Annotated in this window: 22 protein-coding genes; 13 read left to right on the forward strand and 9 right to left on the reverse strand. The window is 67.2% G+C overall.

Translation table 11 applies throughout. From position 1 onward, the window contains the following. Nucleotides 1-259 precede the first annotated feature (259 nt). The 5 genes from IEV56_RS03930 to IEV56_RS03950 all read left to right on the forward strand — a co-directional run bounded on the left by IEV56_RS03930 (nt 260) and on the right by IEV56_RS03950 (nt 4,590). A complete protein-coding gene (locus IEV56_RS03930) occupies nt 260-622 on the forward strand; it encodes a hypothetical protein (protein ID WP_188448016.1) in 363 nt (120 codons plus the stop codon). Nucleotides 623-763: 141 nt separating this feature from the next. Beyond that, complete coding sequence (locus IEV56_RS10590; RefSeq protein ID WP_229730172.1) at nt 764-1,660, forward strand: transposase; 897 nt, start codon at nt 764-766, stop codon at nt 1,658-1,660. Nucleotides 1,661-1,700: 40 nt separating this feature from the next. Continuing rightward, on the forward strand, nt 1,701-2,732 hold the full coding sequence (locus IEV56_RS03940; protein WP_188448018.1) for a two-component system sensor histidine kinase NtrB: 1,032 nt from the start codon (nt 1,701-1,703) through the stop codon (nt 2,730-2,732). Further along, the gene (gene ntrC / locus IEV56_RS03945) at nt 2,729-4,132 is read left to right on the forward strand and encodes a nitrogen regulation protein NR(I) (protein ID WP_188448020.1); all 1,404 of its coding nucleotides are present in this window, start codon (nt 2,729-2,731) and stop codon (nt 4,130-4,132) included. Before IEV56_RS03940 ends, ntrC begins: the two co-directional genes overlap by 4 nt. Further along, nucleotides 4,129-4,590 (forward strand): GNAT family N-acetyltransferase, encoded by a 462-nt coding sequence (locus IEV56_RS03950; RefSeq protein ID WP_188448022.1) that lies wholly within the window; start codon nt 4,129-4,131, stop codon nt 4,588-4,590. Before ntrC ends, IEV56_RS03950 begins: the two co-directional genes overlap by 4 nt. A gap of 1 nt (nt 4,591) precedes the next feature. On the opposite strand, the gene IEV56_RS03955 is transcribed toward IEV56_RS03950, so the two are convergent. Then, the gene (locus tag IEV56_RS03955) at nt 4,592-5,464 is read right to left on the reverse strand and encodes a hypothetical protein (RefSeq protein WP_188448024.1); all 873 of its coding nucleotides are present in this window, start codon (nt 5,462-5,464) and stop codon (nt 4,592-4,594) included. Nucleotides 5,465-5,559: 95 nt separating this feature from the next. Between IEV56_RS03955 and IEV56_RS03960 the strand changes: the two genes are divergently transcribed. Next, entirely contained in the window at nt 5,560-6,840 is a 1,281-nt protein-coding gene (locus IEV56_RS03960) for an acetyl-CoA C-acetyltransferase (RefSeq protein ID WP_188448026.1), read from the forward strand. A 45-nt stretch (nt 6,841-6,885) separates the two neighbouring features. Here IEV56_RS03960 and IEV56_RS03965 read toward each other — a convergent pair whose 3' ends face one another. From IEV56_RS03965 to IEV56_RS03980, 4 genes are read right to left on the reverse strand one after another with little or no spacing between them, the layout of a single operon-like run. Then, the gene (locus tag IEV56_RS03965; protein WP_188448028.1) at nt 6,886-7,806 is read right to left on the reverse strand and encodes a pilin; all 921 of its coding nucleotides are present in this window, start codon (nt 7,804-7,806) and stop codon (nt 6,886-6,888) included. A 27-nt stretch (nt 7,807-7,833) separates the two neighbouring features. Continuing rightward, nucleotides 7,834-9,072 carry a heme biosynthesis HemY N-terminal domain-containing protein gene (locus tag IEV56_RS03970; protein WP_188448030.1) on the reverse strand — a complete coding sequence of 413 codons (1,239 nt, stop codon included), beginning with the start codon at nt 9,070-9,072 and terminating at the stop codon, nt 7,834-7,836. After that, complete coding sequence (locus IEV56_RS03975; protein WP_188448032.1) at nt 9,069-10,058, reverse strand: uroporphyrinogen-III C-methyltransferase; 990 nt, start codon at nt 10,056-10,058, stop codon at nt 9,069-9,071. The genes IEV56_RS03970 and IEV56_RS03975 overlap by 4 nt, the downstream gene beginning before the upstream one ends. Next, nucleotides 10,055-10,819 (reverse strand): uroporphyrinogen-III synthase, encoded by a 765-nt coding sequence (locus IEV56_RS03980; RefSeq protein ID WP_188448034.1) that lies wholly within the window; start codon nt 10,817-10,819, stop codon nt 10,055-10,057. Before IEV56_RS03980 ends, IEV56_RS03975 begins: the two co-directional genes overlap by 4 nt. 66 nt (nt 10,820-10,885) lie before the next feature. On the opposite strand from IEV56_RS03980, the gene IEV56_RS03985 reads away from it, so the two are divergent. The 4 genes from IEV56_RS03985 (at nt 10,886) to IEV56_RS04000 (ending at nt 13,431) form a co-directional block, all read left to right on the forward strand. Continuing rightward, the gene (locus IEV56_RS03985) at nt 10,886-11,296 is read left to right on the forward strand and encodes a hypothetical protein (protein ID WP_188448036.1); all 411 of its coding nucleotides are present in this window, start codon (nt 10,886-10,888) and stop codon (nt 11,294-11,296) included. Nucleotides 11,297-11,353: 57 nt separating this feature from the next. Then, a complete protein-coding gene (locus tag IEV56_RS03990) occupies nt 11,354-11,788 on the forward strand; it encodes a rhodanese-like domain-containing protein (protein WP_188448038.1) in 435 nt (144 codons plus the stop codon). Nucleotides 11,789-11,875: 87 nt separating this feature from the next. After that, nucleotides 11,876-12,397: a protein-export chaperone SecB gene (secB, locus tag IEV56_RS03995; RefSeq protein WP_188448039.1), complete on the forward strand. Its 522-nt coding sequence runs from the start codon at nt 11,876-11,878 to the stop codon at nt 12,395-12,397. Nucleotides 12,398-12,405: 8 nt separating this feature from the next. After that, nucleotides 12,406-13,431: an NAD(P)H-dependent glycerol-3-phosphate dehydrogenase gene (locus IEV56_RS04000; protein WP_188448041.1), complete on the forward strand. Its 1,026-nt coding sequence runs from the start codon at nt 12,406-12,408 to the stop codon at nt 13,429-13,431. Nucleotides 13,432-13,487: 56 nt separating this feature from the next. Here IEV56_RS04000 and IEV56_RS04005 read toward each other — a convergent pair whose 3' ends face one another. From IEV56_RS04005 to IEV56_RS04015, 3 genes are all read right to left on the reverse strand, one after another. Further along, a complete protein-coding gene (locus tag IEV56_RS04005) occupies nt 13,488-14,051 on the reverse strand; it encodes an outer membrane beta-barrel protein (protein ID WP_188448043.1) in 564 nt (187 codons plus the stop codon). A gap of 179 nt (nt 14,052-14,230) precedes the next feature. Beyond that, the gene (locus IEV56_RS04010; RefSeq protein ID WP_188448045.1) at nt 14,231-14,695 is read right to left on the reverse strand and encodes a tRNA (cytidine(34)-2'-O)-methyltransferase; all 465 of its coding nucleotides are present in this window, start codon (nt 14,693-14,695) and stop codon (nt 14,231-14,233) included. Nucleotides 14,696-14,709: 14 nt separating this feature from the next. After that, a complete protein-coding gene (locus IEV56_RS04015) occupies nt 14,710-15,498 on the reverse strand; it encodes a hypothetical protein (RefSeq protein WP_188448047.1) in 789 nt (262 codons plus the stop codon). A gap of 90 nt (nt 15,499-15,588) precedes the next feature. On the opposite strand from IEV56_RS04015, the gene IEV56_RS04020 reads away from it, so the two are divergent. Further along, nucleotides 15,589-18,453: a M16 family metallopeptidase gene (locus tag IEV56_RS04020; protein WP_188448049.1), complete on the forward strand. Its 2,865-nt coding sequence runs from the start codon at nt 15,589-15,591 to the stop codon at nt 18,451-18,453. A gap of 55 nt (nt 18,454-18,508) precedes the next feature. Here the strand turns inward: IEV56_RS04020 and IEV56_RS04025 are convergent, their stop codons facing one another. Beyond that, nucleotides 18,509-19,351, reverse strand: coding sequence for a DUF817 domain-containing protein (locus IEV56_RS04025; RefSeq protein WP_188448051.1), 843 nt, complete (start codon nt 19,349-19,351; stop codon nt 18,509-18,511). Nucleotides 19,352-19,596: 245 nt separating this feature from the next. Between IEV56_RS04025 and IEV56_RS04030 the strand changes: the two genes are divergently transcribed. Together IEV56_RS04030 and IEV56_RS04035 are read left to right on the forward strand one after the other, a co-directional pair. Then, nucleotides 19,597-20,613: a 3-oxoacyl-ACP synthase III gene (locus IEV56_RS04030; RefSeq protein ID WP_188448053.1), complete on the forward strand. Its 1,017-nt coding sequence runs from the start codon at nt 19,597-19,599 to the stop codon at nt 20,611-20,613. 12 nt (nt 20,614-20,625) lie between these two features. Further along, nucleotides 20,626-21,519: an alpha/beta fold hydrolase gene (locus tag IEV56_RS04035; RefSeq protein ID WP_188449318.1), complete on the forward strand. Its 894-nt coding sequence runs from the start codon at nt 20,626-20,628 to the stop codon at nt 21,517-21,519. Nucleotides 21,520-21,527 lie beyond the last annotated feature (8 nt).

Here is a 21,527-nt window from a genome sequence, read left to right on the forward strand (position 1 = left end):
GCTGACGTATCAAATTAACCGCTTCGCGTTTAAACTCTTCGCTGTACTTCTTTCGTTTTGCCATGACACTCCTCCTGCCCCATTTTGAGGCTTTTTTGAAGTGTCCGCATTAACGGGGTAGAACCCACCTAATGATCCACATGCAGAGCACGTAGTGCTCCACATGTCGGGCTCGGTGCCACCCCTTATTCCCTGCACGTTCAATTGGTTCGCCACAACTCTTGTCAACTATTTGCGCTTAGTAGCCCTAGTTGACCTAATGGCCACGCAGAAATGGAAGTCAGCAGCCCTTACAGATCCGTCTAATCGCCAATCCATTAAGACCCATTGCTCCAATTTCGTAAAAAACTCCACTCCTGAGGTATACCGCTGGCGCAACAAAGTTGCTGCACACTTTGCTGCAACTGACCCATTCCACGATGACAACCTCGGAACTATCGAGCAGTCCATCATGAACCCTGTGACGTACCGCTATCCGCACTACTACGTGGGGCTGATGCAATGGAACACTCAGGGGCAAACTTCAGATTTACCCGCTTGGGCACTCACGAAGACCTACGAGGACCTCGCTCCACGCTTCTGGCCAGAGTTCAAGCTCAAGCCGGTCAAGGATGAGGTCTAGCAAATCATTCAAGCCGAACCCGCTTCGCGGCGCGGCTTAATTCTGGTGTTACGGCCACACGGCGTGCTTGGAAACGTTTCCTTACCCAATCCTCCGGCAACTCCTGATATTCCACCGGCTTGATCCGCGGCATCGTGGGGCATGGCCTTCCATCCCGACCTCCACCATCGCCGCAGCATCCGGCTCAAAGGCCACGATTACGGCCAGGGCACGTATTTCATCACCGTCTGCACGCACCGCCGCGCGCCGGTATTCGGACATATCGCCGCCGGCCAGATGCAATTGAGCGATGCTGGCCGGATGGTGCAATCCGTTTGGGAGCAGATGGACGCGTTCTACCCCAACATCCGCACCGACGCCTTCATCGTCATGCCCGACCATATCCATGGCATCCTGCATGTACGGGCGGCCCCCCGTGGCCGCCCGGCCCCCATCGTCGATTCCATGGTCGGCCGTCCGGCTTCAATGATTTATTCCCTCGTCGGTCGTCCGGATTCCATCATCGATTCTATGGTCGGTCGTCCGGATTCCATCATCGATTCTATGGTCGGTCGTCCGGATTCCATCATCGATTCTATGGTCGGTCGTCCGGATTCCATCATCGATTCAATGGTCGGTCGTCCGGATTCCATCATCGATTCAATGGTCGGTCGTCCGGATTCCATCATCGATTCAATGGTCGGCGGCCCGGATCCTGTAATCGATTCCCCCATCAGCCGTCCGTATTCCATGTTCGGTTCCCCGGATCCCATGATTGACCGCCCGAATCGAAACGCGGAGGATTTGTCGTTGCCGGATACGGGGCAATCGCAAGGTTCGGGGCAACCACAGGGGGTTGCCCCTTCGGTTGCCCCTGCCCCGGGGTTGTCGTTGCCGGATGCCGTGCACCGGTTCAAATCACTCACGTGCAAACGCTACCGGGATGCCGCGTCGTGCGGCCGCTTGTGGCAACGTAATTATTGGGAGCGGATCGTGCGCGACGCGGCGGCCTTGCATGCCATCCGCCGCTATATCCGCGATAACCCGATGAACGGATAGCGTGCTGTCCTTCCCGGGATTCTTGCACTATTATGGTGCAATGAGCGTCATCGAAACCGCCGCCTTCGATCATCTCGCCACGCCAATCCTGTGGCTGGACGGACAGGCCCGCGTGCGCGATTGCAACGTCGCGTTCAGCGGTTGGCTGTCGGTCGGCAAGCGCCGCCTGCAGGGCGTCGACATCGACGTGCTCGACCGCGAAGCGCCGCGCCTGCGCGATCTGTGCGGCCAATGCCGGTTGCCGGAAGAGCGCATGCAGGCGTTGCGTCTGCAGCTCGGTTTCGCCGGCGTCAAAGACCGCTTCGCCGACGCCATCGTGGTGCGCGAGGCCGAGGGTTGGCGCATCGAATGGCATCCGCGCGCCGAGTTCGAGGGCGAGGATCCGGCGCTGGCCTTGCCGGCGGCGTTGTCGGTGGCGTTCAAAGGTCTGGCGCACGAGCTGCGCAATCCGTTGGCCGGGCTGAAAGGCGCGGCCCAACTGTTGCAGAAGAAGTTGGCCGACCAATCCGGCACCTTGCCGTTGGCGCGCCTCATCGAAAACGAAGTGGACCGCCTGACCCAGCTGATCGACCAGTTCATGCATCCGGCGCCGCCGAAGGCGCATGTGCCGGTCAACATCCATGGCGTGCTGGAAACCGTGCGCCAGTTGGCCGATGCCGAAGCCGGCTGGTCGGTGAAGCTGGTGCGCGACTACGACCCGAGCCTGCCGGAAGTGATGGGCGACGCCGATCGCCTGACCCAGGCCGTGCTCAACCTGGTGCGCAACGCGTTGCAGTCCGGCGCCGGTCAGGTGGTGCTGCGCACGCGCGCCGAGCACCAGGTGCTGATCGCCGACCAGCTGTCGCGTCTGGCCATCCGGGTCGAGATCGCCGACGACGGCCGCGGCGTGCCGGACGACTTGCAGGAGAACATCTTCCTGCCGCTGGTGTCCGGCCGCGCCGAGGGCACCGGCCTGGGCCTGCCGCTGGCGATGCGCATCGCGCGTGAGCACGGCGGTTCGCTCGGGTTCCGTTCGCGTCCCGGCCATACCGTATTCACCCTGCTGTTGCCGGCGCCGGAGGAAACCGCATGAGCGCACACGAAATCTGGCTGGTCGACGACGACGCCAGCATCCGCTATGTGATGGCCGAAGCCCTGCAGGACGCCGGCTACTGCGCGCGCGGCTTCGAGTCGGCCGCGGCCGCGATGGCCGAATTGCGCGCCGGCGCGTTGCCGGCGCTGCTGTTCACCGACATCCGCATGCCCGGTGCCAGCGGCATCGAATTCCTGGATACGCTCAAGCAGGCGCACCCGCAGTTGCCGGTGATCGTGATGTCGGCGTTCACCGATATCGCCGCCACTGCCGGCGCCTACCGCGGCGGCGCGTTCGACTACGTGGCCAAGCCGTTCGACCTGGACGAGGTGTTGGCGTTGGTGGCCAAGGCGCTGCCGAAACCGGCGGCGCCGGAGCCGGCGCCGGAAGCGCCCGTACCGGAGGCGACCTTGCTGGGCGATACGCCGGTGATGCGCGAGCTGTTCCGCCAGATCGGGCGCATGGCGCAGTTGCCGCTGGGCGTGTTGATCACCGGCGAGACCGGCACCGGCAAGGAGCTGGTGGCGCGCGCCCTGCATGCCGAATCGCCGCGTGCGCGCAAGCCGTTCGTGGCGCTGAACACCGCCGCCATTCCGTCCGAGCTGCTGGAGTCGGAGCTGTTCGGCCACGAGGCCGGCGCCTTCACCGGCGCTACCGCGCGCCGTCTCGGCCGCTTCGAGCAGGCCGACGGCGGCACGCTGTTCCTGGACGAGATCGGCGATATGCCGGCGGCGCTGCAGACGCGTCTGCTGCGGGTCTTGGCCGAGGGCGAGTTCTACCGCGTCGGCGGCCGCGAATTGATCAAGGTCGACGTGCGCGTGATCGCCGCCACGCACCAGCCGCTGGAGGCGCTGGTGGCCGACAAACGCTTCCGCGAAGATCTGCTGCACCGGCTGAACGTGTTGCGTCTGCGTCTGCCGCCGCTGCGCGAACGCCCGGCCGACATCCCGCTGTTGGCCGCGCACTTCTTCGCCCGCGCCGCCGCACAGCTGGGTGCGCCGGCCAAGCGCGCCAGCCCGCGCCTGTTGGCCGCGATGCAGGCCTATGCCTGGCCGGGCAATGTGCGCGAGCTGGAGAACGCGTGCTGGCGTCTGGCCTCGGGCACCGCGCACAACCGGCTCGATCTCGAGGATTGGCAACCGGCGACGGCGGCGCCTGCGCCGGCCATGGCCGGCGGCGGATGGGAATCGCAGTTGGCGCACGAGGCCCTAGCGCTGCTGCAGCAGGGTCGCAGCGAAATCCATCCGGAGCTGAAGGCCCGTTTCGAACAGGCTCTGCTCGAGGCCGCCCTGCAGTTCACCCGCGGCCGCCGGCAGCAGGCCGCGCAGCTACTCGGCCTGGGCCGCAACACCCTCACCCGCAAACTGGGCGCCAAACGCGCGCCGAAGGACGAGACATGAGCATCCGCATCCGGGACGCCGCCGCCGCCGATGCGCCCTTGCTGGCGCGCTGGGCGCAGGCGATGGCGTTCGAGACCGAAGGCAAGCGGCTGCCCGACGGCGACATCCTGCCCGGCGTGGCGCGCGGTATCGCCGAGCCGGGGCTGGCGCGCTATTTCGTGGCCGAGATCGACGGCAAGCCGGTCGGTACCCTGATGCTGACCACGGAATGGAGCGACTGGCGCAACGGCCTGTGGTGGTGGATCCAGAGCGTGTACGTGGCGCCGGAAGCGCGCCGCCGCGGCGTGTACCGCGCGCTGTACGCGCACGTGCGCGCCTTGGCCGAGGTCGATCCGGGCGTGTGCGGCCTGCGCCTGTACGTGGAGAAGGAGAACCTGGCGGCGCAGCGCACCTACGCCGCGCTCGGCATGCGCGACGCGCATTACCTGATCTACGAGGACGGCCTCGCGCGCGGCTGAATCAGCCGCGCAGCACGGTACGCGCGGTGTCCGCGTCCGGGCAGAAATCGAATTCGACCGTAAGGCCGTGCGCGGTCAGCAGCGCGGCGATCTGCCGTTGGCGCATTTCGAACATCTGGAAACGGCGCTCGAGCTGTTCGCAGTCCACGCCATCCAGCGCCGGTTGCAGACGCGCCCACTGATGCGCGTCCAGCAGCGCGATGTGCGCGGTGCCGCGCGCCAGATACACCAGCGGCTCCGGCGCGGAATCCAGCCAAGCTTCGCGTTCGGGCGCGAACAGCGCGGTTTCGATCAGTGGCCAGACCGGTTCCAGGCCGTTGTGGCCGTACTGCATGGCCATCATCGCCACGCCGTCGTGCAGGGTCATCAGCCGCGCGTGTTCGATGGCGGTGTCGAATGCTTCCTGCGCGAACAGCGCGGTGCCGGCGCCGGCCATGCCGCGCTCCATCAGCTCGGCTTCCATCCGGTCCTGCACCGGACCGAGCGCCGAGGCCGGGCCCGACAGCACGTAGGGAATCCAGCGCAGCGGGCCGTGCAGGAAGTCCGGATCCGGTTGCAGGCCGGGCGGCATGGCGCCGTCGTGGCTGCCCAGGCACAGCAGGCGCGACTCCGGCGACTTCGGTGCCAGATGCGCCAAGCGCGCGATTTCGGCGTGCAGCGGCCAGCCCGGACGCAGCACCTCGGTCGGGTCGAAGGCGGCCGCGGCCAGGCTGATGTCGATGTCGGTGCGCGCGCCCAGCCAGGGCTTCAGATCGGCCGCCAACAGCTCGCCCAGGCGGCCGGCAGCGGCCACATCCAGGGCCGGACGGCCCAGATGCCGGCCGGGGCAGAGTTCCAGGGCCAACAGGCCGTAGCTGTAAATGGTCTCAGGCATGCGTTACCATACTCGGGAGTTTGGAGAGATTCCAGCGCCAGGCCGGCGCGGCCTATGCCGCGTTCGCCGATTTTACACCCTTAAGGAGCCGTTCTATGTCCGCACCGCGTCGCGTCGCCATCCTCGGCGGCATCCGAATCCCGTTCTGCCGAAACAACACCGCGTACTACGACCTCGGCAACCTGGGCCTGTCCACGCTGGTGCTCGGCGGTCTGGTCGAGAAATTCCAGCTGCAGGGCCAGACCTTGGGCGAAGTGGCGATGGGCGCCGTGCTCAAGCACTCCAGCGACTTCAACCTGGCGCGCGAAGCCACGCTGTCGTCCGGGCTGTCGCCGTACACGCCCGGCATCACCATCACCCGCGCCTGCGGCACCGGCCTGGACGCGCTGATCACCGTCGCCAACAAGATCGCGCTCGGCCAGATCGAGGCCGGCATCGGCGGCGGTTCCGACACCACCTCGGACGTGCCGATCGCGGTCAACAAGAAACTGCGCCGCCGGCTGCTCGACCTCAACCGCGCGCGCAGCCTGGGCGAGCGCATCAAGGCCGCGCTGAAAGGCTTCTCCTTCGGCGAATTCAAGCCCGAATTTCCGGGCGTGGCCGAGCCGCGCACCGGCAAGAGCATGGGCCAGAGCTGCGAGGACATGGCCAAGCAGTGGCAGATTCCGCGCGAGGCGCAGGACCAGCTGGCCTTCGAATCGCACCAGAAGGCCGCCGCCGCCTATGCGCGCGGTTTCTACAGCGACCTGGTGATGCCGATCCGCGGCCTGGAACGCGACAACATCCTGCGCCCGGACACCAGCTTGGAAAAATTGGCGACGCTGAAGCCGGCGTTCGACAAGCGTTCCGGCAAGGGCACGCTGACCGCCGGCAACTCCACCAACCTGAGCGACGGTGCCTCGGCCGCGCTGTTATCTTCGGAAGACTGGGCCAAGGCCAACGGCAAGGAGATCCAGGCCTATCTGGTCGACGCGCAGGTGGCCGCGGTCGATTTCGTCGGCGGCGACGGCCTGCTGATGGCGCCGGCCTGGGCGGTGGCGCAGCTGCTGAAGCGCAACAACCTGAAACTGCAGGATTTCGATTTCTACGAAATCCACGAAGCGTTCGCGGCGCAGGTGCTGTGTACGCTGAAGGCCTGGGAGTCGGAGGAGTTCTGCAAAACGAAGCTCGGCCTGGACGGCGCGCTCGGCAGCATCGACCGCAGCAAGCTCAACGTGGTCGGCTCCTCGCTGGCGCTCGGCCATCCGTTCGCCGCCACCGGCGCGCGCATCGTGGCCACCGCCGCCAAGCTGCTGAAGGAAAAAGGCCAGGGCCGCGCGCTGATCTCGATCTGCACCGCCGGCGGCATGGGCGTGGCGGCCATCGTCGAACGCTGAGTTCCCGTTCCCGGCAAGAAAAAAGCGGCCATTCGGCCGCTTTTTTCATTCCCGGCAGGTGCTGGGCAGGTATTTCTTTTCGATGTCGGGGCTGAAGCAGGTCCACTCGATGCCGCCGTCGGCGCCTTCGGACGGTTCCAGCACGAGGGCGCCGCCGTCGATCGGATCGACCGCCATCTGCACGCGCACCACGCCGCCCTGTTCGACGCGGATGTCGCGTACTTCCGGCAATGCGGCGTCGAACACGTAGCCGGCCTGGGCATTGTCGGCCGGCACGGCGCCGGTCGCGGCGTAGGTTTCGGCTACCGCCAGTTTGGCGTCCGATGCGGCGTCCATGCCCTGCGCGATCTTGGCGCGCACGGTGTAGTCCTGATAAGCCGGAACGGCGATGGCGACCAGGATGGCGAGCATCATCAGCACGCCGAAGCCGAGCAGGATGAAGATCGCCACGTTGCTGGTGCCGCCCTTGCCGGCCAGTTCGCCGAGTTGGCGTTCGGGGCTGCCGCCGGCCTGCTTGGCTTCCGCGATCTTGGCCTTGCAGTGCCGGTAATACAGGGCGTTGCCGAACAGCGGTGGCAGCAGCATGAACGCCGCGATGTACAGCAGATAACCCGTCGCGAACACCGCCACGCCGGCGTCCTCATTGCCGGCCAGCACCATCGCGGCCACCAGCGGCACCATCAGCACGTACGGCGAGAGCCAGTACAGGAAGGCGTTCAGCCACATCTTGCGGTACAGCAACCAATAGAAGGTGATGAAGAACGCCGGCCAGTGCCAGCCGATGCCGGCCTTACCGCGGCGGTCGAATTCGGCGAAGCGCTGCAGGTAATACGTGGTGTTGTTCGGGCCGATCGCGGCCTTGTAGAAATCGGCGTCGCCGATGACGGACGCCTCGAGCGGCTGCCCGCAGTCGCGGCAGAAGCGGGCCTCGGTACCGGCCTCGTGGCCGCAGTGCGTGCAATGCATGGGGTGTCCTTCAGGTGGGCGTGCGGCTCATTCCGGCAACAGCGGAATGCCGTGTTCGTTGCGTTGCTCGGGCACCGCCTGCGCGGCGATCTTCTGCTGCAGGCTGATGCCGGTCATCGGCAGCGGCGTATCGCCGTTCAGCACGCGGCGGGCGTTGTTCTCGGCGATGTAGGCCGGCTCGAATTCGCCGCGCGCGGCATGCGCCATGCCCAAGCGGTTCCAGCTTTCGGCGCCGCCGCCCTGGGCCACGGCGCGTTGCCAGAAGCCGATCGCCTGCTCCGGCTTGCCGCAGGCCTCGTGCCAGGCGCCGAGCGCGTGCAGCAGGTCGGCGTCGGCCGGATGCGCCGGCAGCAGGGCCGAGAGCCGCGCGAGCAGGGCCTCGTCGCGGTGCGCCAGCACGGCCAGTGCCTGCGCGGTATCGGCCTGGTAGCGCGACTCCAATGATTCAAGCAGCGCGGCCGCGGCCGAGGCCTGCATGCCGAGCGCGTAGGCGCGCGCGGCGAAGGCGGCCGACGACGCCATGCCCTGGCCGTCGCCGTTCAGCTCCTGCCAACGCTGCCAGAGGGTGTCGGCGGAATCGGCGGCCTCCAGATAACGGCTTTGGTACAGCGCGCGCAGCTGCGCCGATTGCTTCGCGCTCAAGCCGCTGCCGCGGGCGTTCAGCCAGTTGCGCGCCAAGTCGAACTGGCCGAGCGCGACCGCGGCTTCGATGGCGATGCCGCGCGCCACCGGCGACCATTCCGTGGCCGGCCGGGTCAGCATCACGTCCAAGGCCTGTTGCGGTTTGCCGTCCTTCAGCAACAGGCGCGCGTTGTTGGAGGCCGCCAAGGTCGGGTTCGACTGGTTCAGCCGTTCCAGCAACTGCGCCGCATCGACCCAGTCCTCCAGCGCCAAGGCCGCCTGGCGCGCGCCGAGCAGGGCCAGGTCGCGCACGTTGCGGTCTTCGGCGGCCTTCAGCAGCAAGATCCGCGCCCGCGCGTGGCGGCCTTCGTAGAACGCAGTCAGGCCGTTGGCCAAGCGGTTGCGCGCCTGCCGCTGCGCATAATCCTGCCAGGCCCGTACCGGCAGGCGCAGCAGGGTCCACAGCAGCCAGAGCGCGAACAGCAGCAGCACGCAGCCGAACAGGAACACCGCCACGCTGGTGGTGACGGTGGTGCCATGCCAGCGGATGACGACCTCGCCGAAATCGGGTTGCAGCAGATCCCAGGCCAACGCGCCGAGCGCGGCCAACAGCAGCCACCACAGGAAGCTGCGGTACAGGCTCACGGCGCGGCCCCTTGTTTCAGGCGCTGCAGTTCCGACAGCGTGCTGCCGGCCAGCGGCAGGGCCGGCGTCAGCGGCGCGTCGGCGGCCATCTGCAGGCGTTGGCGCCGCTCGCGTAGCTGCGGCGTGTCGGCGTACAGGCGCTGCAGCCACTGTCCGATGCGGCCGACGCTGGCCTTGAATTCCGCGCCTTGGCGCAATTGCAGCGCGATGCGGGCGTTGGCGATTTCCAGCGCCAGCGCGGTCTTGGCCGCCTGCCGTTCGCCGGGCGCGATCAGGGTCTGCTGGCCGGTCGGCTGGATCTGCACCAGAGCTTCGAGCAGGCGCTGCAGGCCGCTGGCCGAGGGCTTGCTCGACGCGGCGGCGTCGGCCGCCGGCAATTGCGGCAACAGGGCTTCCAGAGCGTCCAGCTCGCCGCGTGCGATGGCGCCCGGATCGGCTTCGACGGCCCGGTAGGCCGCCAGTTCGCGGGTCACGGTCTGGCGCAGGTCCAGCCATTGCGGATCGGTCAGGCCGCCGAGCGCGGTGGCGGCCAGTTCGGTCGCTTGGATGGCGCCCGACAGGTCGCCCGACAGCGTCCAGCGTTCGCGCGCGATGATCAGCATCAGTTCCGCTTCGTGGATACGCAGGCCGTCCTGGGCGCTGCGGCCGGTGCGGCCGAGTTCGCGCACGCTGTCCTCGATCAAGGCCGCGCGCTCGCCGATGCCGAGCACTTCGTCGCGCAGTAGATTGGTGCGGTTGGCCGATTCGTTCAGGCGCTGCTGCCAGGCGGCGCGTTCGCGCGTCAGCTTGGCCAGTTCCTGTTCGGTCGACAGTAGCCGGCGGTCCAGCGCCTGCGGACTCAGGTCGGGCGCCGCGTCCGCCAGCGTCGGCGCCGCCGGCGTGCGGACGAATTGCCAGTAGGCCAGACCGGCGATGGCGGCCAACCCGGCGATCGCCAGGATCAGCGTGCCACGGCGCGCGGGTGCGGGACTCGGGTTTGCGTTCATGGTCTGCTCCTCGTGCGGTCCGTGCCGGCGCAGGCCGCCAGCGCCGCCAGCATGGCCGGCGGGTGCGTGCTCTCGGCTTGCGCCAGCTGCCGGAAGCCCTGTTGCCGCAGGTATTGTAGCAAGCGCGCGCTGCTGGCGATGCAGGGCCGTCCGCGCCAGACCGCGCGCGTTTTTTCGTCGAGTTGGCGCCAGAATTGGCCGAATGCCGATTGGCTGCTGACCAGCAGGGCCGCGCGCGGACCGAGCGCGGCCAGCGCCTGCAGGCGCGCCGGCGCCAGCGGAACCGGTTCGCGCACATAGACATGGGCGACGTGCAGCCGCGCGCCGCGGGCCGGCAGTTCGCGCTCCATCAGGCCGCGGCCGTCCGGCGCGGTCACCAGGCCGACCGCTTGGCCGCGCAGGTCGCGCAGGGACGGCAACGCCAGCAGGCCGTCGGCGTTCTGCGGTTCGGCGATTTCGATGCGCGTGGCGCCGGCCGCGCGCAAGGCGCGGGCCGTGCCGTGGCCGACCGCCCACCACGATCCGCGCAGCGGCCGCAGCGCGGCGGCGAAGCGGACCGCTTCCGGCGAGCTGACGATACGGATCGGGCAGGCCAGGGCCGCATCCAGGGCGGCGCGGTCGCCGGTCGCGCGCAGGCGGAACGGCGAGGCCGCGAACATCCGCGCACCCTGCGCCGCGGCCGCGCGGCGCAGGGCATCGTGGCGGTTCTGCGGACGCAGGGAAACCACGGTCCAGCCGGCGAGGGAGGGCGTTGGAGGCATCGGAATCGTCGGTAACGGCCGTTTATGGCAGAATCCAGTGTAACTGAGCGATTCGGGAAAGAAAGCATGTCGATCAACGCATTCGCCCTGGGCTTGCTCCTGGCGCTCCTTCCCGGCTTGGCCGATGCGCGCGCCGACAAGGCCGACAAGGCGCTGCAGGCCAGCCTGAAAATGTACGCGCAGGCCGTGCGTTGGAACGACTTCGCCGCCGCCGCGGAGTCGTTGGATCCGGCCCTGCGCGCGCCGGAAGGCTTCAGCGAAGACGACGAGGCCTATTACACGCGCTTCCAGATCAGCGGCTACAGCCTGAAATCCGGCGTCCGCAGCGGTCCGGCCGATTACAGCCAGCGCGTCGAGCTGCGCATCATCGACGTCGCCTCGCAGACCGAGCGGGTCAAGACCGACCGCCAGATTTGGCGCTACGATGCCGCCGCCAAGCGCTGGTGGCTGACCTCGGGCCTGCCGCGCCTGGAGTGAGTGGCGCAAAGCGGGCCGGCGCGCGATAATACCGGCTTTCCCCGAGTTGGATCCTGCATGTCCCTTGCCGAATTGCTGGCTTTCGCCGGCCAAAGTCCGCTGCTGTCGGCCCTGTTCGTGGTGCTGACCGCGGCCATCGTCTATACCGAGATCGCCCGCCTGTTCACCGGCTACAAGCGCGTCACCCCGGCGCAGCTGACCGACCTGATCAACCGCGAGTCGGCCCTGGTGGTCGACGTCAGCGCCATCGCCGACTTCGAGAAAGGCCATATCCTCGGCTCCAAGCATGTGGCGATGAGCCAGTTCGATCCGGAAAACAAGCTGTTGGCCAAAGCCAAAGAGCTGCCGGTGGCGGTGGTCTGCCGCAGCGGCCAGACCGCCGGCGGCGCCGCGGCGCGCCTGCACAAAGCCGGTTTCACGCGCGTGTATCTGCTCGAGGGCGGCATCAACGCCTGGACCCAGGCCGACCTGCCGCTCACCAAGGGCCGCTAGGACTTGATATCATGGCCCATGGCCCCACTTAAACAGGGTTAGTCCCTGAATTTCCGCGGATTTCCGCATCCTTTTCCGGAGTTTTCCATGTCTGCCAATCTGACCGAAGGTGCCGCGCAAGACGGCGCGCAAGCCGCCGCTTCCTTCAGCGTGCAAAAGATCTACCTGAAGGACGCCTCCTTCGAAGCCCCGAACGCCCCGATGGCGTTCAACGAGCAGGGTCAGCCCGAGCTCAACATGAACCTGAACCAGAAGGTCGGCAAGTTGGCTGACGGCGTGTTCGAAGTGGTGTTGGGCGTGACCCTGACCTGCACCATCGAAGACAAGACCATCTACCTGGCGGAAGTGGCCCAGGCCGGCCTGTTCGGCCTGGCCGGTTTCGACGACGCCACGCTGGACGCCATGCTCGGCATCCACTGCCCGAACGTGCTGTTCCCGTACGCGCGCCAAGCCGTGTCCGACCTGATCGGCCAAGGCGGTTTCCCGCCGTTCTATCTGCAGCCGATCAACTTCGAGGCCATCTACGCCGAAGGCCTGCGCCGCCGTGCCGAACAGGTCGCCGGCGCCAGCGACGGCAGCACGATGGTGGCCGAGGGCGGCAACGCCTGAATCCGGCCATGACGGACGCGCCGATCACGGTCGCGGTCCTCGGTGCCGGTTCCTGGGGCACCGCCTTGGCTTCGCTGTTGGCCCGCAACGGTCACCGCACGGTGATCTGGGGCCGCGACGCCGAACAGGTCCGCGCCATCAACGAGCGGCATGAGAATACCCGGTACCTGCCGGGTATTCCTTTGCCCGAAAGCCTAGGCGCCAGCACCGATCTGCCCGCCACCGTGCGCGCGGCCAACGTGGTGCTGGTGGTGACGCCCAGCCATGCCTTCGGCGACACGGTACGCGCGCTGGCGCCGCATCGTCGACCCGGCACCGGCGTGGCTTGGGCCACCAAGGGCTTCGAGCCCGGTTCCGGCCGGTTCCTGCATGAGGTGGCGGCCGAGCTGCTCGGCGATGACGTGCCGTTGGCGGTGGTTACCGGTCCGTCCTTCGCCAAGGAAGTGACCCAAGGCCTGCCGACCGCGGTGACCGTGCATTCGGACGATCCCGATTTCGCCCAGACGGTGGCCGAAGCCCTGCATGGCCCGGCCTTCCGCGCCTATACCGGCAACGACATGCTCGGCGCCGAGCTCGGCGGCGCGATGAAGAACGTGCTGGCGGTGGCCACCGGCGTCGCCGACGGCATGAATCTGGGCCTGAACGCCCGCGCCGGCCTGATCACCCGCGGCCTGAACGAGATGCTGCGGCTGAACCAGGCGCTCGGCGGCCGTGCCGAGACCCTGATGGGCCTGGCCGGCTTGGGCGACCTGGTGCTGACCTGCACCGGCGATCTGTCGCGCAACCGCCGTCTGGGTCTGGCGCTCGGCCAAGGCCAATCCATCAAGGACGCGGTGGCGGCGATCGGTCAGGTGGTGGAATCGATCCAGACCTGCGATGAAGTGATGCGCCTGGCCGGGCGTTTCGGCATCGATCTGCCGATTTCCGCCTTGGTGCGGCGCGTGCTGCACGAGGAAATCACGCCGCAGGAAGGCCTGAAGCTGCTGCTGGCGCGCGAGCAGAAGCCGGAATATCCGCAAGGCCTGTTCCACTGAGATGCAAAAACCCCCGCCGAAGCGGGGGTTTTTGTTTGTCGCGTAACCGCGGCTTCTCAGAAGCTGATGCGGGCGCCGACGTTCCAGCCGTTCAGGTCGCTGTTGTCGCGGTCGGCGTAGTCGTAGCCGGCGGTGATGCCGAAGGTGTCGTTGACGTGGTACACGGCGCCGACCGAGGCGCCGAAGCCGTTGCCGAAGTCGCCCACGTCGGTGTAGTTGACCTTGCCGTTCAGTTCGAACTTGTCGGACACCATGCCGCGCAGGCCGGTGGCGACGCGGTAGCCGTTGTCGCTGAAGCCGCCCAGGCCGGAGTCGACCTTGTTGCGCACGAACGACAGTTCGCTGACCCAGTCGGTCTTGTCGTTGACCGACTTGATGAAGCCGGCACCGGCGGTGGTTTCGCTCAGTTCGACGCCGTTGCTGTCGTACTTCTCGTAACCGGCGATGCCGTAGAAGCTGTCGTTGAACTTGATCGAGCCGTCGATGCCGAAGCCGTCCAGGTCGGCGCCGTCGAGGTCGACTTCGCCGTAGGTGCCCTGCACGTAGTTGTAGTTGATGTCGGACGCCTGGGCGGACAGCGCGGCGGCGGACAGGACGATGGCCAGTACGGTACGTTTCATAGGATTCTCCAATGGTTTTTCATGTGTGTGCGGAAATGCATTTCGCATTCCTTCCTGCATTCCAGCAGACGCATTCTGCATTTCGCAGATGCACGACTTGGAGTGCCGATGGTCACGCAAGTTCCGCGACGGACATGCCGCGTTAACCTTTGGTTAAGTTTCCGGATCCGTCGGCGGACTCAGGCCGCGCCGTCATACGCGCGCTGGCGCCAGACTTCGAATACCGCCACCGCCACCGCGTTCGACAGGTTCAGACTGCGCTGCCCGGGCCGCATCGGCAGGCGCAGGCGCTGTGTTTCCGGCACCGTCGCCAACACCTCGGCCGGCAGGCCGCGGGTTTCCGGGCCGAACAGCAGCGCGTCGTTGTCCCGATACGCCGGCGCATCGAAGCGGATGCCCGCCTTCGAGCTGAACGAGAACACGCGCGGTTGCCCCAAGTGCGCCAGGCAGGCGGCGAAATCGGTGTGGCGTTTCACCTCGGCGAACTCGTGGTAATCCAGGCCGGCGCGCTTCACGCGCGCGTCGTCCCATTCGAAGCCGAGCGGTTCGACCAGATGCAGGCGCGCGCCGGTGTTGGCGCACAGGCGGATGACGTTGCCGGTGTTCGGCGGGATTTCCGGCTCGAACAGAATGACGTCGATCACGACGCGTCCCTGGATCAGCTGAGTTGGCAGGATTTTAGCAAAGTGCGGCGCGCGCGGTCTTCATCGTCGGCGCCGACCACGCGGTCGCTCACCGGAAATTCGATCAGTGTCTTCAGCGGTTTTTCGCCGGCGTCGTCCAGGATGTTGCTCAAGCCCTTGAAGCGCAGCAGGCGCCGGCTGTCGCGGCCGTAGGTGACTTCGATCTCCGGCGCGACCAATCCCGCCAGGCCGTCCAGGCCGAGCCGGAAGGTCTGCGCCGGCTGTTCGCGGTAGCGCACCGCCGCGCTGCGGCGCAGGTTGAAGCCGTAGCTGGACAGCCGCGACGGCACCGCGAAACGCAGGCTCTGCCGCTCACCGGCGCTCAACTGCGGCCAACGGCTGCGGATGAACACGTCGAAGCCGGCGTCGGCCACCAGGTCGGGCCGGTTGGCCAGCGTCTGCGCACGCTCGCCGTCGCGGCCGCTGGTCCACAGTTCCGGCCGGCCCTCGCGCCAACGCAGACCCTCTTGATAGCCGAGCCGGACGTCGGTGAAGCGGAACGTCGGCGCCAAGGGCGATGGCGCATACGAGATCTCCTTGCGCGCGAAGGCGGTGCCGTCGGGGCAGCGGTACAGCACGGTACGCCGTACCGGCGCCCCGGACTCGAGGCGCGTCCAGTGCGACTCGGTGTACAGCAGACGGCGGCTATCCGGGTCGCGGGCCTGGCCCTGTTCGTAGCGGATGCCGTCCGCGGCCGAGCCGCCGCCGGCGAACAGCAGCATAAACAGCGCAGGCAGCAGGCGGTGGACGGGGAATGTTTTCACGCCGCCACTATGACCTCCGGCCTAGTGTAGGGGGCGTCAATATGGCTTACCATTGGGTTCTTTTCTCCCGCAACCGTATAAGGAAGCACCATGCGTTCAGGTACTTACACCGCTCTCGCGCTCGCCCTCGGCCTGGCTTTGTCCGGCTCCGCCGCCTACGCCCCGACCGCCGCGGCCAAGGCGCCGGCCTCGCTGGCCGTCGACATCCCCTACGAGCAGTTCACCCTGCCCAACGGCCTGCGCGTGGTGGTGCACACCGACCGCAAGGCGCCGATCGTGGCGGTCAACATCTGGTACCACGTCGGCTCCAAGGACGAGACCCCGGGCCGCACCGGCTTCGCGCACCTGTTCGAACACTTGATGTTCCAAGGTTCGGAGAACTACCGCGACGAATTCTTCGGTCCGTTCGAGCGCGTCGGCGCCACCGACCAGAACGGCACCACCAACAGCGACCGCACCAACTACTTCCAGAACGTGCCGACCACCGCGCTCGACATGGCGCTGTGGATGGAATCCGACCGCATGGGCCACTTCCTGGGCGCCGTCGACCAGGCCCTGCTCGACGAGCAGCGCGGCGTGGTGCAGAACGAGAAGCGCCAGGGCGAGAACCAGCCGTACGGCGTGCTGCGCGAGCCGCTGTCGAAGGCGCTGTTCCCGAAAGGCCACCCGTACAGCTGGACCACCATCGGCTCGATGAACGACCTCAACGCCGCCTCGCTGGAGGACGTGAAGAGCTGGTTCCGCCGGGCCTACGGCCCGAACAACGCGGTGCTGGTGCTGGCCGGCGACATCGACCTGGCCACCGCCAAGGAAAAAGTCGCCAAGTATTTCGGCGACATCCCGGCCGCGCCCGACTTCAAGCAGCCGGCGGTCGACGTCGCGCCGCTGAAGGCCGATGCCCGCCTGGTGCTGACCGACAAGGTGCCGCAGGTGTCCTGGAACCGCCTCTGGAACGTGGCGCAGAGCGGCGCGCCGGAAGAGGACGACCTTGATCTGTTCGCCCAGGTGCTCGGCGGCAGCGGCAGCTCGCGCCTGGACCGCCGTCTGGTGCACGAGGAGAAGCTGGTCGACAGCATCTCCACCAGCTATTACGGCCAACAGCTGTCCGGCCGCTTCTCGATCAGCGCCGCCATCAAGCAGGGCGTCGATCCGAAGAGGGTCGAAGCCATCGTCGACGAGGAGCTGAAGAAGCTGCTGGCCGACGGCCCGACCCAGCAGGAGCTGGACCAGGCCAAGGTCGCCATCAAGTCCGGCTTCATCCGCCAGATCGAGCGCATCGGCGGCTTCGGCGGCAAGGCCGACGTGCTGGCCGCCTGCGCCGTGTACCGGAACGATCCGGGCTGCTTCCGCACATCGTTGGCCAATATCGAGAAGGCCACGGTCGCTTCGGTGAAGGCCGCCGGCAACAAGTGGCTGAACAACGCCAGCCTGTACGCCGTGGTCGAGCCGGGCGAGCGCAAGCCGGCCGCGGAAGAGCCGTCGGTCGCGCGTAGCGCGGCGCCGGCGGTCGGCGCAGTCGACACGAAATTCAAGACCCTGCCGGCCGGCGTCGACCGCAGTCTGGGCGTGCCGAAGACCGAAACCTTCCCGGACCTGAGCTTCCCGGCCCTGCAGCGCGCCACCCTGTCGAACGGCCTGAACGTGGTGCTGGCTTCCCGCCCGGGCATTCCGGTGGTGCAGATGAACATGCTGTTCGGCGGCGGCTTCAGCACCGATGCCGGCAAGAAGCTCGGCACCGCCAGCTTCGCCACCAATATGCTGACCCAGGGCGCCGGCGAGTACGACGCGCTGGCCTTCGCCGCCAAGCAGGAAAGCCTGGGCGCCAACATCGGCAGCGGCGCCGGCCTGGACGGCGCCAGCGCCTCGCTGTCGGCGATCAAGGAAAAACTCGAACCGTCGCTGGCGCTGTACGCCGACATGCTGCGCAAGCCGCGCTTCGACGCCAAGGAAATCGAGCGTGTGCGCGCCCAGTGGCTGGCCACCATCAAGCAGGAGAAGGTGCAGCCGCAGGGCGTGGTCAACCGGGTGTTGCCGGGCCTGATGTACGGCGCCGGCCATCCGTACGCGATTCCGTCCAGCGGCACCGGCACCGAAGCCGACATCGCCGCGCTGACCCGCGACGACCTGCTGGCCTACCACAACGCCTACATCCGTCCGGACGCCGCCACTTTGGTGGTGACCGGCGACACCACGCTGGCCGAGATCGTGCCGCTGCTGGAGAAGCACCTGGGCGATTGGAAAGGCGCGGGCGCCAAGCCGGCTGCGCCGGCCGTGGCCGCCGTGCCGCTGCCGAAAAAGCCGCGCGTGTTCCTGATCGACCAGCCCGGTTCGGTGCAGGCCAACATCTTCGCCGGCCAGCTGGTGCCGTCCAGCCGCGATCCGAACGTGGTCGATCTGGACGTGGCCAACGGCGTGTTCGGCGGCACCTTCACCTCGCGCTTGAACATGAACCTGCGCGAGAACAAGCGTTGGTCGTACGGCGCCCGTTCCGGCCTGCAGAACGCCCAGGGTCCGCGTCCGTGGATCGCGTCGGCCGGCGTGCAGATCGACAAGACCGCCGAGTCGATGGCCGAAATGGACCGTGAGATCCGCGAGTTCGCCTCCGGCAAGAACCCGACCAAGCCGGACGAGCTGGCCAAGATCCAGAACTCGTTCACCCTGCGCCTGCCGGGTTCGCTGGAAACCAACAGCGCGCTCGGCGGCTCGATCGCCGACATCGTGCGCTACGACCGTCCGGACGACTACGTGCTGCAGCGCAGCGCCCGCATCAAGTCGATCACCCTGGGCGACGTGCAGCGCGCCGCCGCCGGCATCCAGCCGGACTCCCTGACCTGGGTGGTGGTCGGCGACCTGTCCAAGATCAAGGACAAGATCGCGGCGCTGAACATCGGCCCGATCACCGTGCTCGACAACGACGGCAAGCCGGTCAAGGCGGACGGCAAGCAGGCCAAGTAAGCGCTGCCTTTGATGGCGGAGCGTGGAAGGGGCCCGGATGGGCCCCTTTCGCGTTTCAGTCCGGGATGTGGATGCGCGCCTTGATGTGCTTCAGGTTGGCCACGATGGTGAAAGTCATCACCACCAGCAGCGCCCAGGAGCTCCATTTGCCCAGATGCACCACCGACCAGGCGCCGAGCTGGTCGGGGTAGCGCCAGATGCCGAAGAAGGTGCTGATGTTCTCGGCCAGCCAGATGAAGAAGCCGGTCAGCACGAAGCCGAGCAGCAGCGGCATCCGGCGGTCGCGGTCGTACGGGCGGAACACCACCGTGGTGCGCGAGTACAGGCCGAGCACGCAGGCCGCCAGGTACCAGCGGTAGTCGCCGATGTAATGGTGGGTGAAGAAGTTGGCGTAGATCAGCAGCGCCACCAGGCCGGCCATCCAGTACGGCGGATGGTGCAGCACACGGATGTCGAGCAGGCGCCAGGCCTGGATGATGTAGCTGCCGACCGCGGCGTACATGAAGCCGGAGAACAACGGCACGCCCAGCACCTTGCTGAAGGCCGGATCGGGATAGCTCCAGGATTGGATGCTGCCGGACACCTTGAACGCCTCCAGCGCGAAGCCGACCGCATGGAACAGGCCGATGGCCTTGAACTCGTCCCAGGTCTCCAGCTTGGTCCACAGCATCAAGGCTTGCACCGCCAGCGCGAACAGCAGCAGCAGGTCGTAGCGCGGGATGCCGAACAGGCCGGCACGCGGGCACAGGAACACGGCCAGGAAGAACAGGCCGGCGAACAGGCAGGCGCGCGCTTCCTTCACGCCGAAGTACAGCAATTCGACCGCGAACCGGCGCATGCCGGTCAACGCCGGCGCTTCGGGCAGGGCGGTCAGGTGGCGGTCCAGCAGAGTGATCATGGCGCGCTCATCCGGCGAGGCATGCCCTGCCGGTGCATCGGCAGGGCGGATGGGAGGTGGATCATGCGGTGCTCCGGCGTAGAGGTCTAGTTGGCGATAGCATAAACGCAGTCCTGACAATCAGGACTAAGCCTTTGTTTCCGAAGCCGGCTTGCGCCGGAAAACGGCATTTGCGGGGCAGTTATGGCAGAATAACAGGCTTGGGCCGCGCCGTTCGGGCGCCGGCCGTTACCTTGGAATCCGTCATGCTCTTCAAAAACGTCGCCATCGCCGGTCTGGCCCACATCGATGCCCCGGTCACCCTGACTTCCGACCAGATCAATCTGGAGCTGAAACCGACCATGGATCGCCTCGGCATCCGCACCGACGTGCTGCAGGACATCGCCGGCATCAAGGCCCGCCGCCTGTGGGACGGCGACCTGCAGGCCTCCGACGTGGCCACCATGGCCGCCGAAAAGGCCCTGGCCGACGCCGGCATCGACCGCAGCAAGGTCGGCCTGCTGGTCAACACCTCGGTCAGCCGCGACTTCCTGGAGCCGTCCACCGCCAGCATCGTGTCCGGCAACCTGGGTTTGGCCGATACCTGCATGAACTTCGACATCGCCAACGCCTGCCTGGCCTTCCTGAACGGCATGGACGTGGCCAGCCGCATGCTGGAGCGCGGCGAGATCGACTACGCCCTGGTGGTCGACGGCGAGACCGCCAACATGGTCTATGAGAAGACCTTGGCGCGCATGAAAGCGCCCGATCTGACCGAAGAGCAGTTCCGCAGCGAGCTGGCCTCGCTGACCCTGGGCTGCGGCGCCGCCGCCATGGTGATGGCCCGCGCCGAACTGGTGCCGGACGCGCCGCGCTACCGCGGCGGCGTCTCGCGCGCGGCCACCGAATGGAACACCCTGTGCCGCGGCAACCTCGACCGCATGGTGACCGACACCCGCATGCTGCTGATCGAGGGCATGAAGCTGGCCGCCAAGACTTTCGCGGCCGCGCGCCTGGCCATGGGTTGGGCGGTCGAGGAGATCGACGAGTTCGTGGTGCACCAGGTCAGCCGCGTGCACACCGACACCATGATCAAGGCCTTCAACATCGACCCGAACAAGGTCATGACCATCTTCCACGAGCACGGCAACATCGGCCCGGCCTCGGTGCCGATCGTGCTCAGCAAGCTCAAGGAAATGGGCCGTCTGAAGAAGGGCCAGCGCATCGCGCTGCTCGGCATCGGTTCGGGCCTGAACTGCTCGATGGCCGAAGTGGTCTGGTAATCCGTGGCCGAGCTGCCGCTGTATCCGGATTATCCGTTCCTGCCGAAACGCTTCGACCGCGGCGGCGGCATCGGCCTCAGCTACCTCGACGAGGGCCCGGCCGACGCGCCGCCGGTCGTGATGCTGCACGGCAATCCGTCCTGGAGCTACTACTGGCGCCATCTGGTGGCCGGCCTGAAGGACGGCTACCGCTGCATCGTGCCCGACCACGTCGGCATGGGCCTGTCCGACAAACCCCGTGACGCCGACTACCGCTACACCTTGGCCTCCCGCGTCGAGGACCTCGACCGGCTGATCGCCTCGCTCGACCTGAAAGGCCCGATCACCCTGGCCGTGCACGACTGGGGCGGCATGATCGGCTTCGCCTGGGCGCTGCGGCATCCGGGCCGCGTAGCGCGTCTGGTGATTCTGAATACCTCGTCCTTCCCGTTGCCGGAAAGCCGGCGCTTGATGTGGCAGATCGCGGTCGGCCGCATCCCGCTGCTGGGCGCGGTACTGATCCGCGGCTTCAATTTCTTCGCCCGCGGCGCCGCCGATCTGGGCGTGGCGCGGCCGATTCCCTCGGCCAGCCGCAAGGCGCTGCTGGCGCCGTACGACAGCTGGGCCAACCGGCGTGCGGTGCACCGCTTCGTGCAGGACATCCCCCTCAAGGCCGGCGATGACGCCTGGGCGCTGGTCCAGCAGGCCGAGGCCGCGCTGCCGTCCTACCGCGACGTGCCGACCTTCATCGGCTGGGGCCTGCAGGATTTCGTGTTCGACCAGGACTTCCTGGCCCGTTTCGTCAAGGAACTGCCGAACGCCACCCAGAAGATCTATGGTGACGCCGGCCATTACGTGCTGGAAGACAAGCACGAGGAACTGGTGCCGGCGATCCGGCAGTTCCTCGACCGCCATCCCATCGGCTGAGGACCCGC

Origin of the sequence: Arenimonas maotaiensis, assembly GCF_014638745.1 — a bacterium.
Taxonomy (GTDB): Bacteria; Pseudomonadota; Gammaproteobacteria; order Xanthomonadales; family Xanthomonadaceae; genus Arenimonas; species Arenimonas maotaiensis.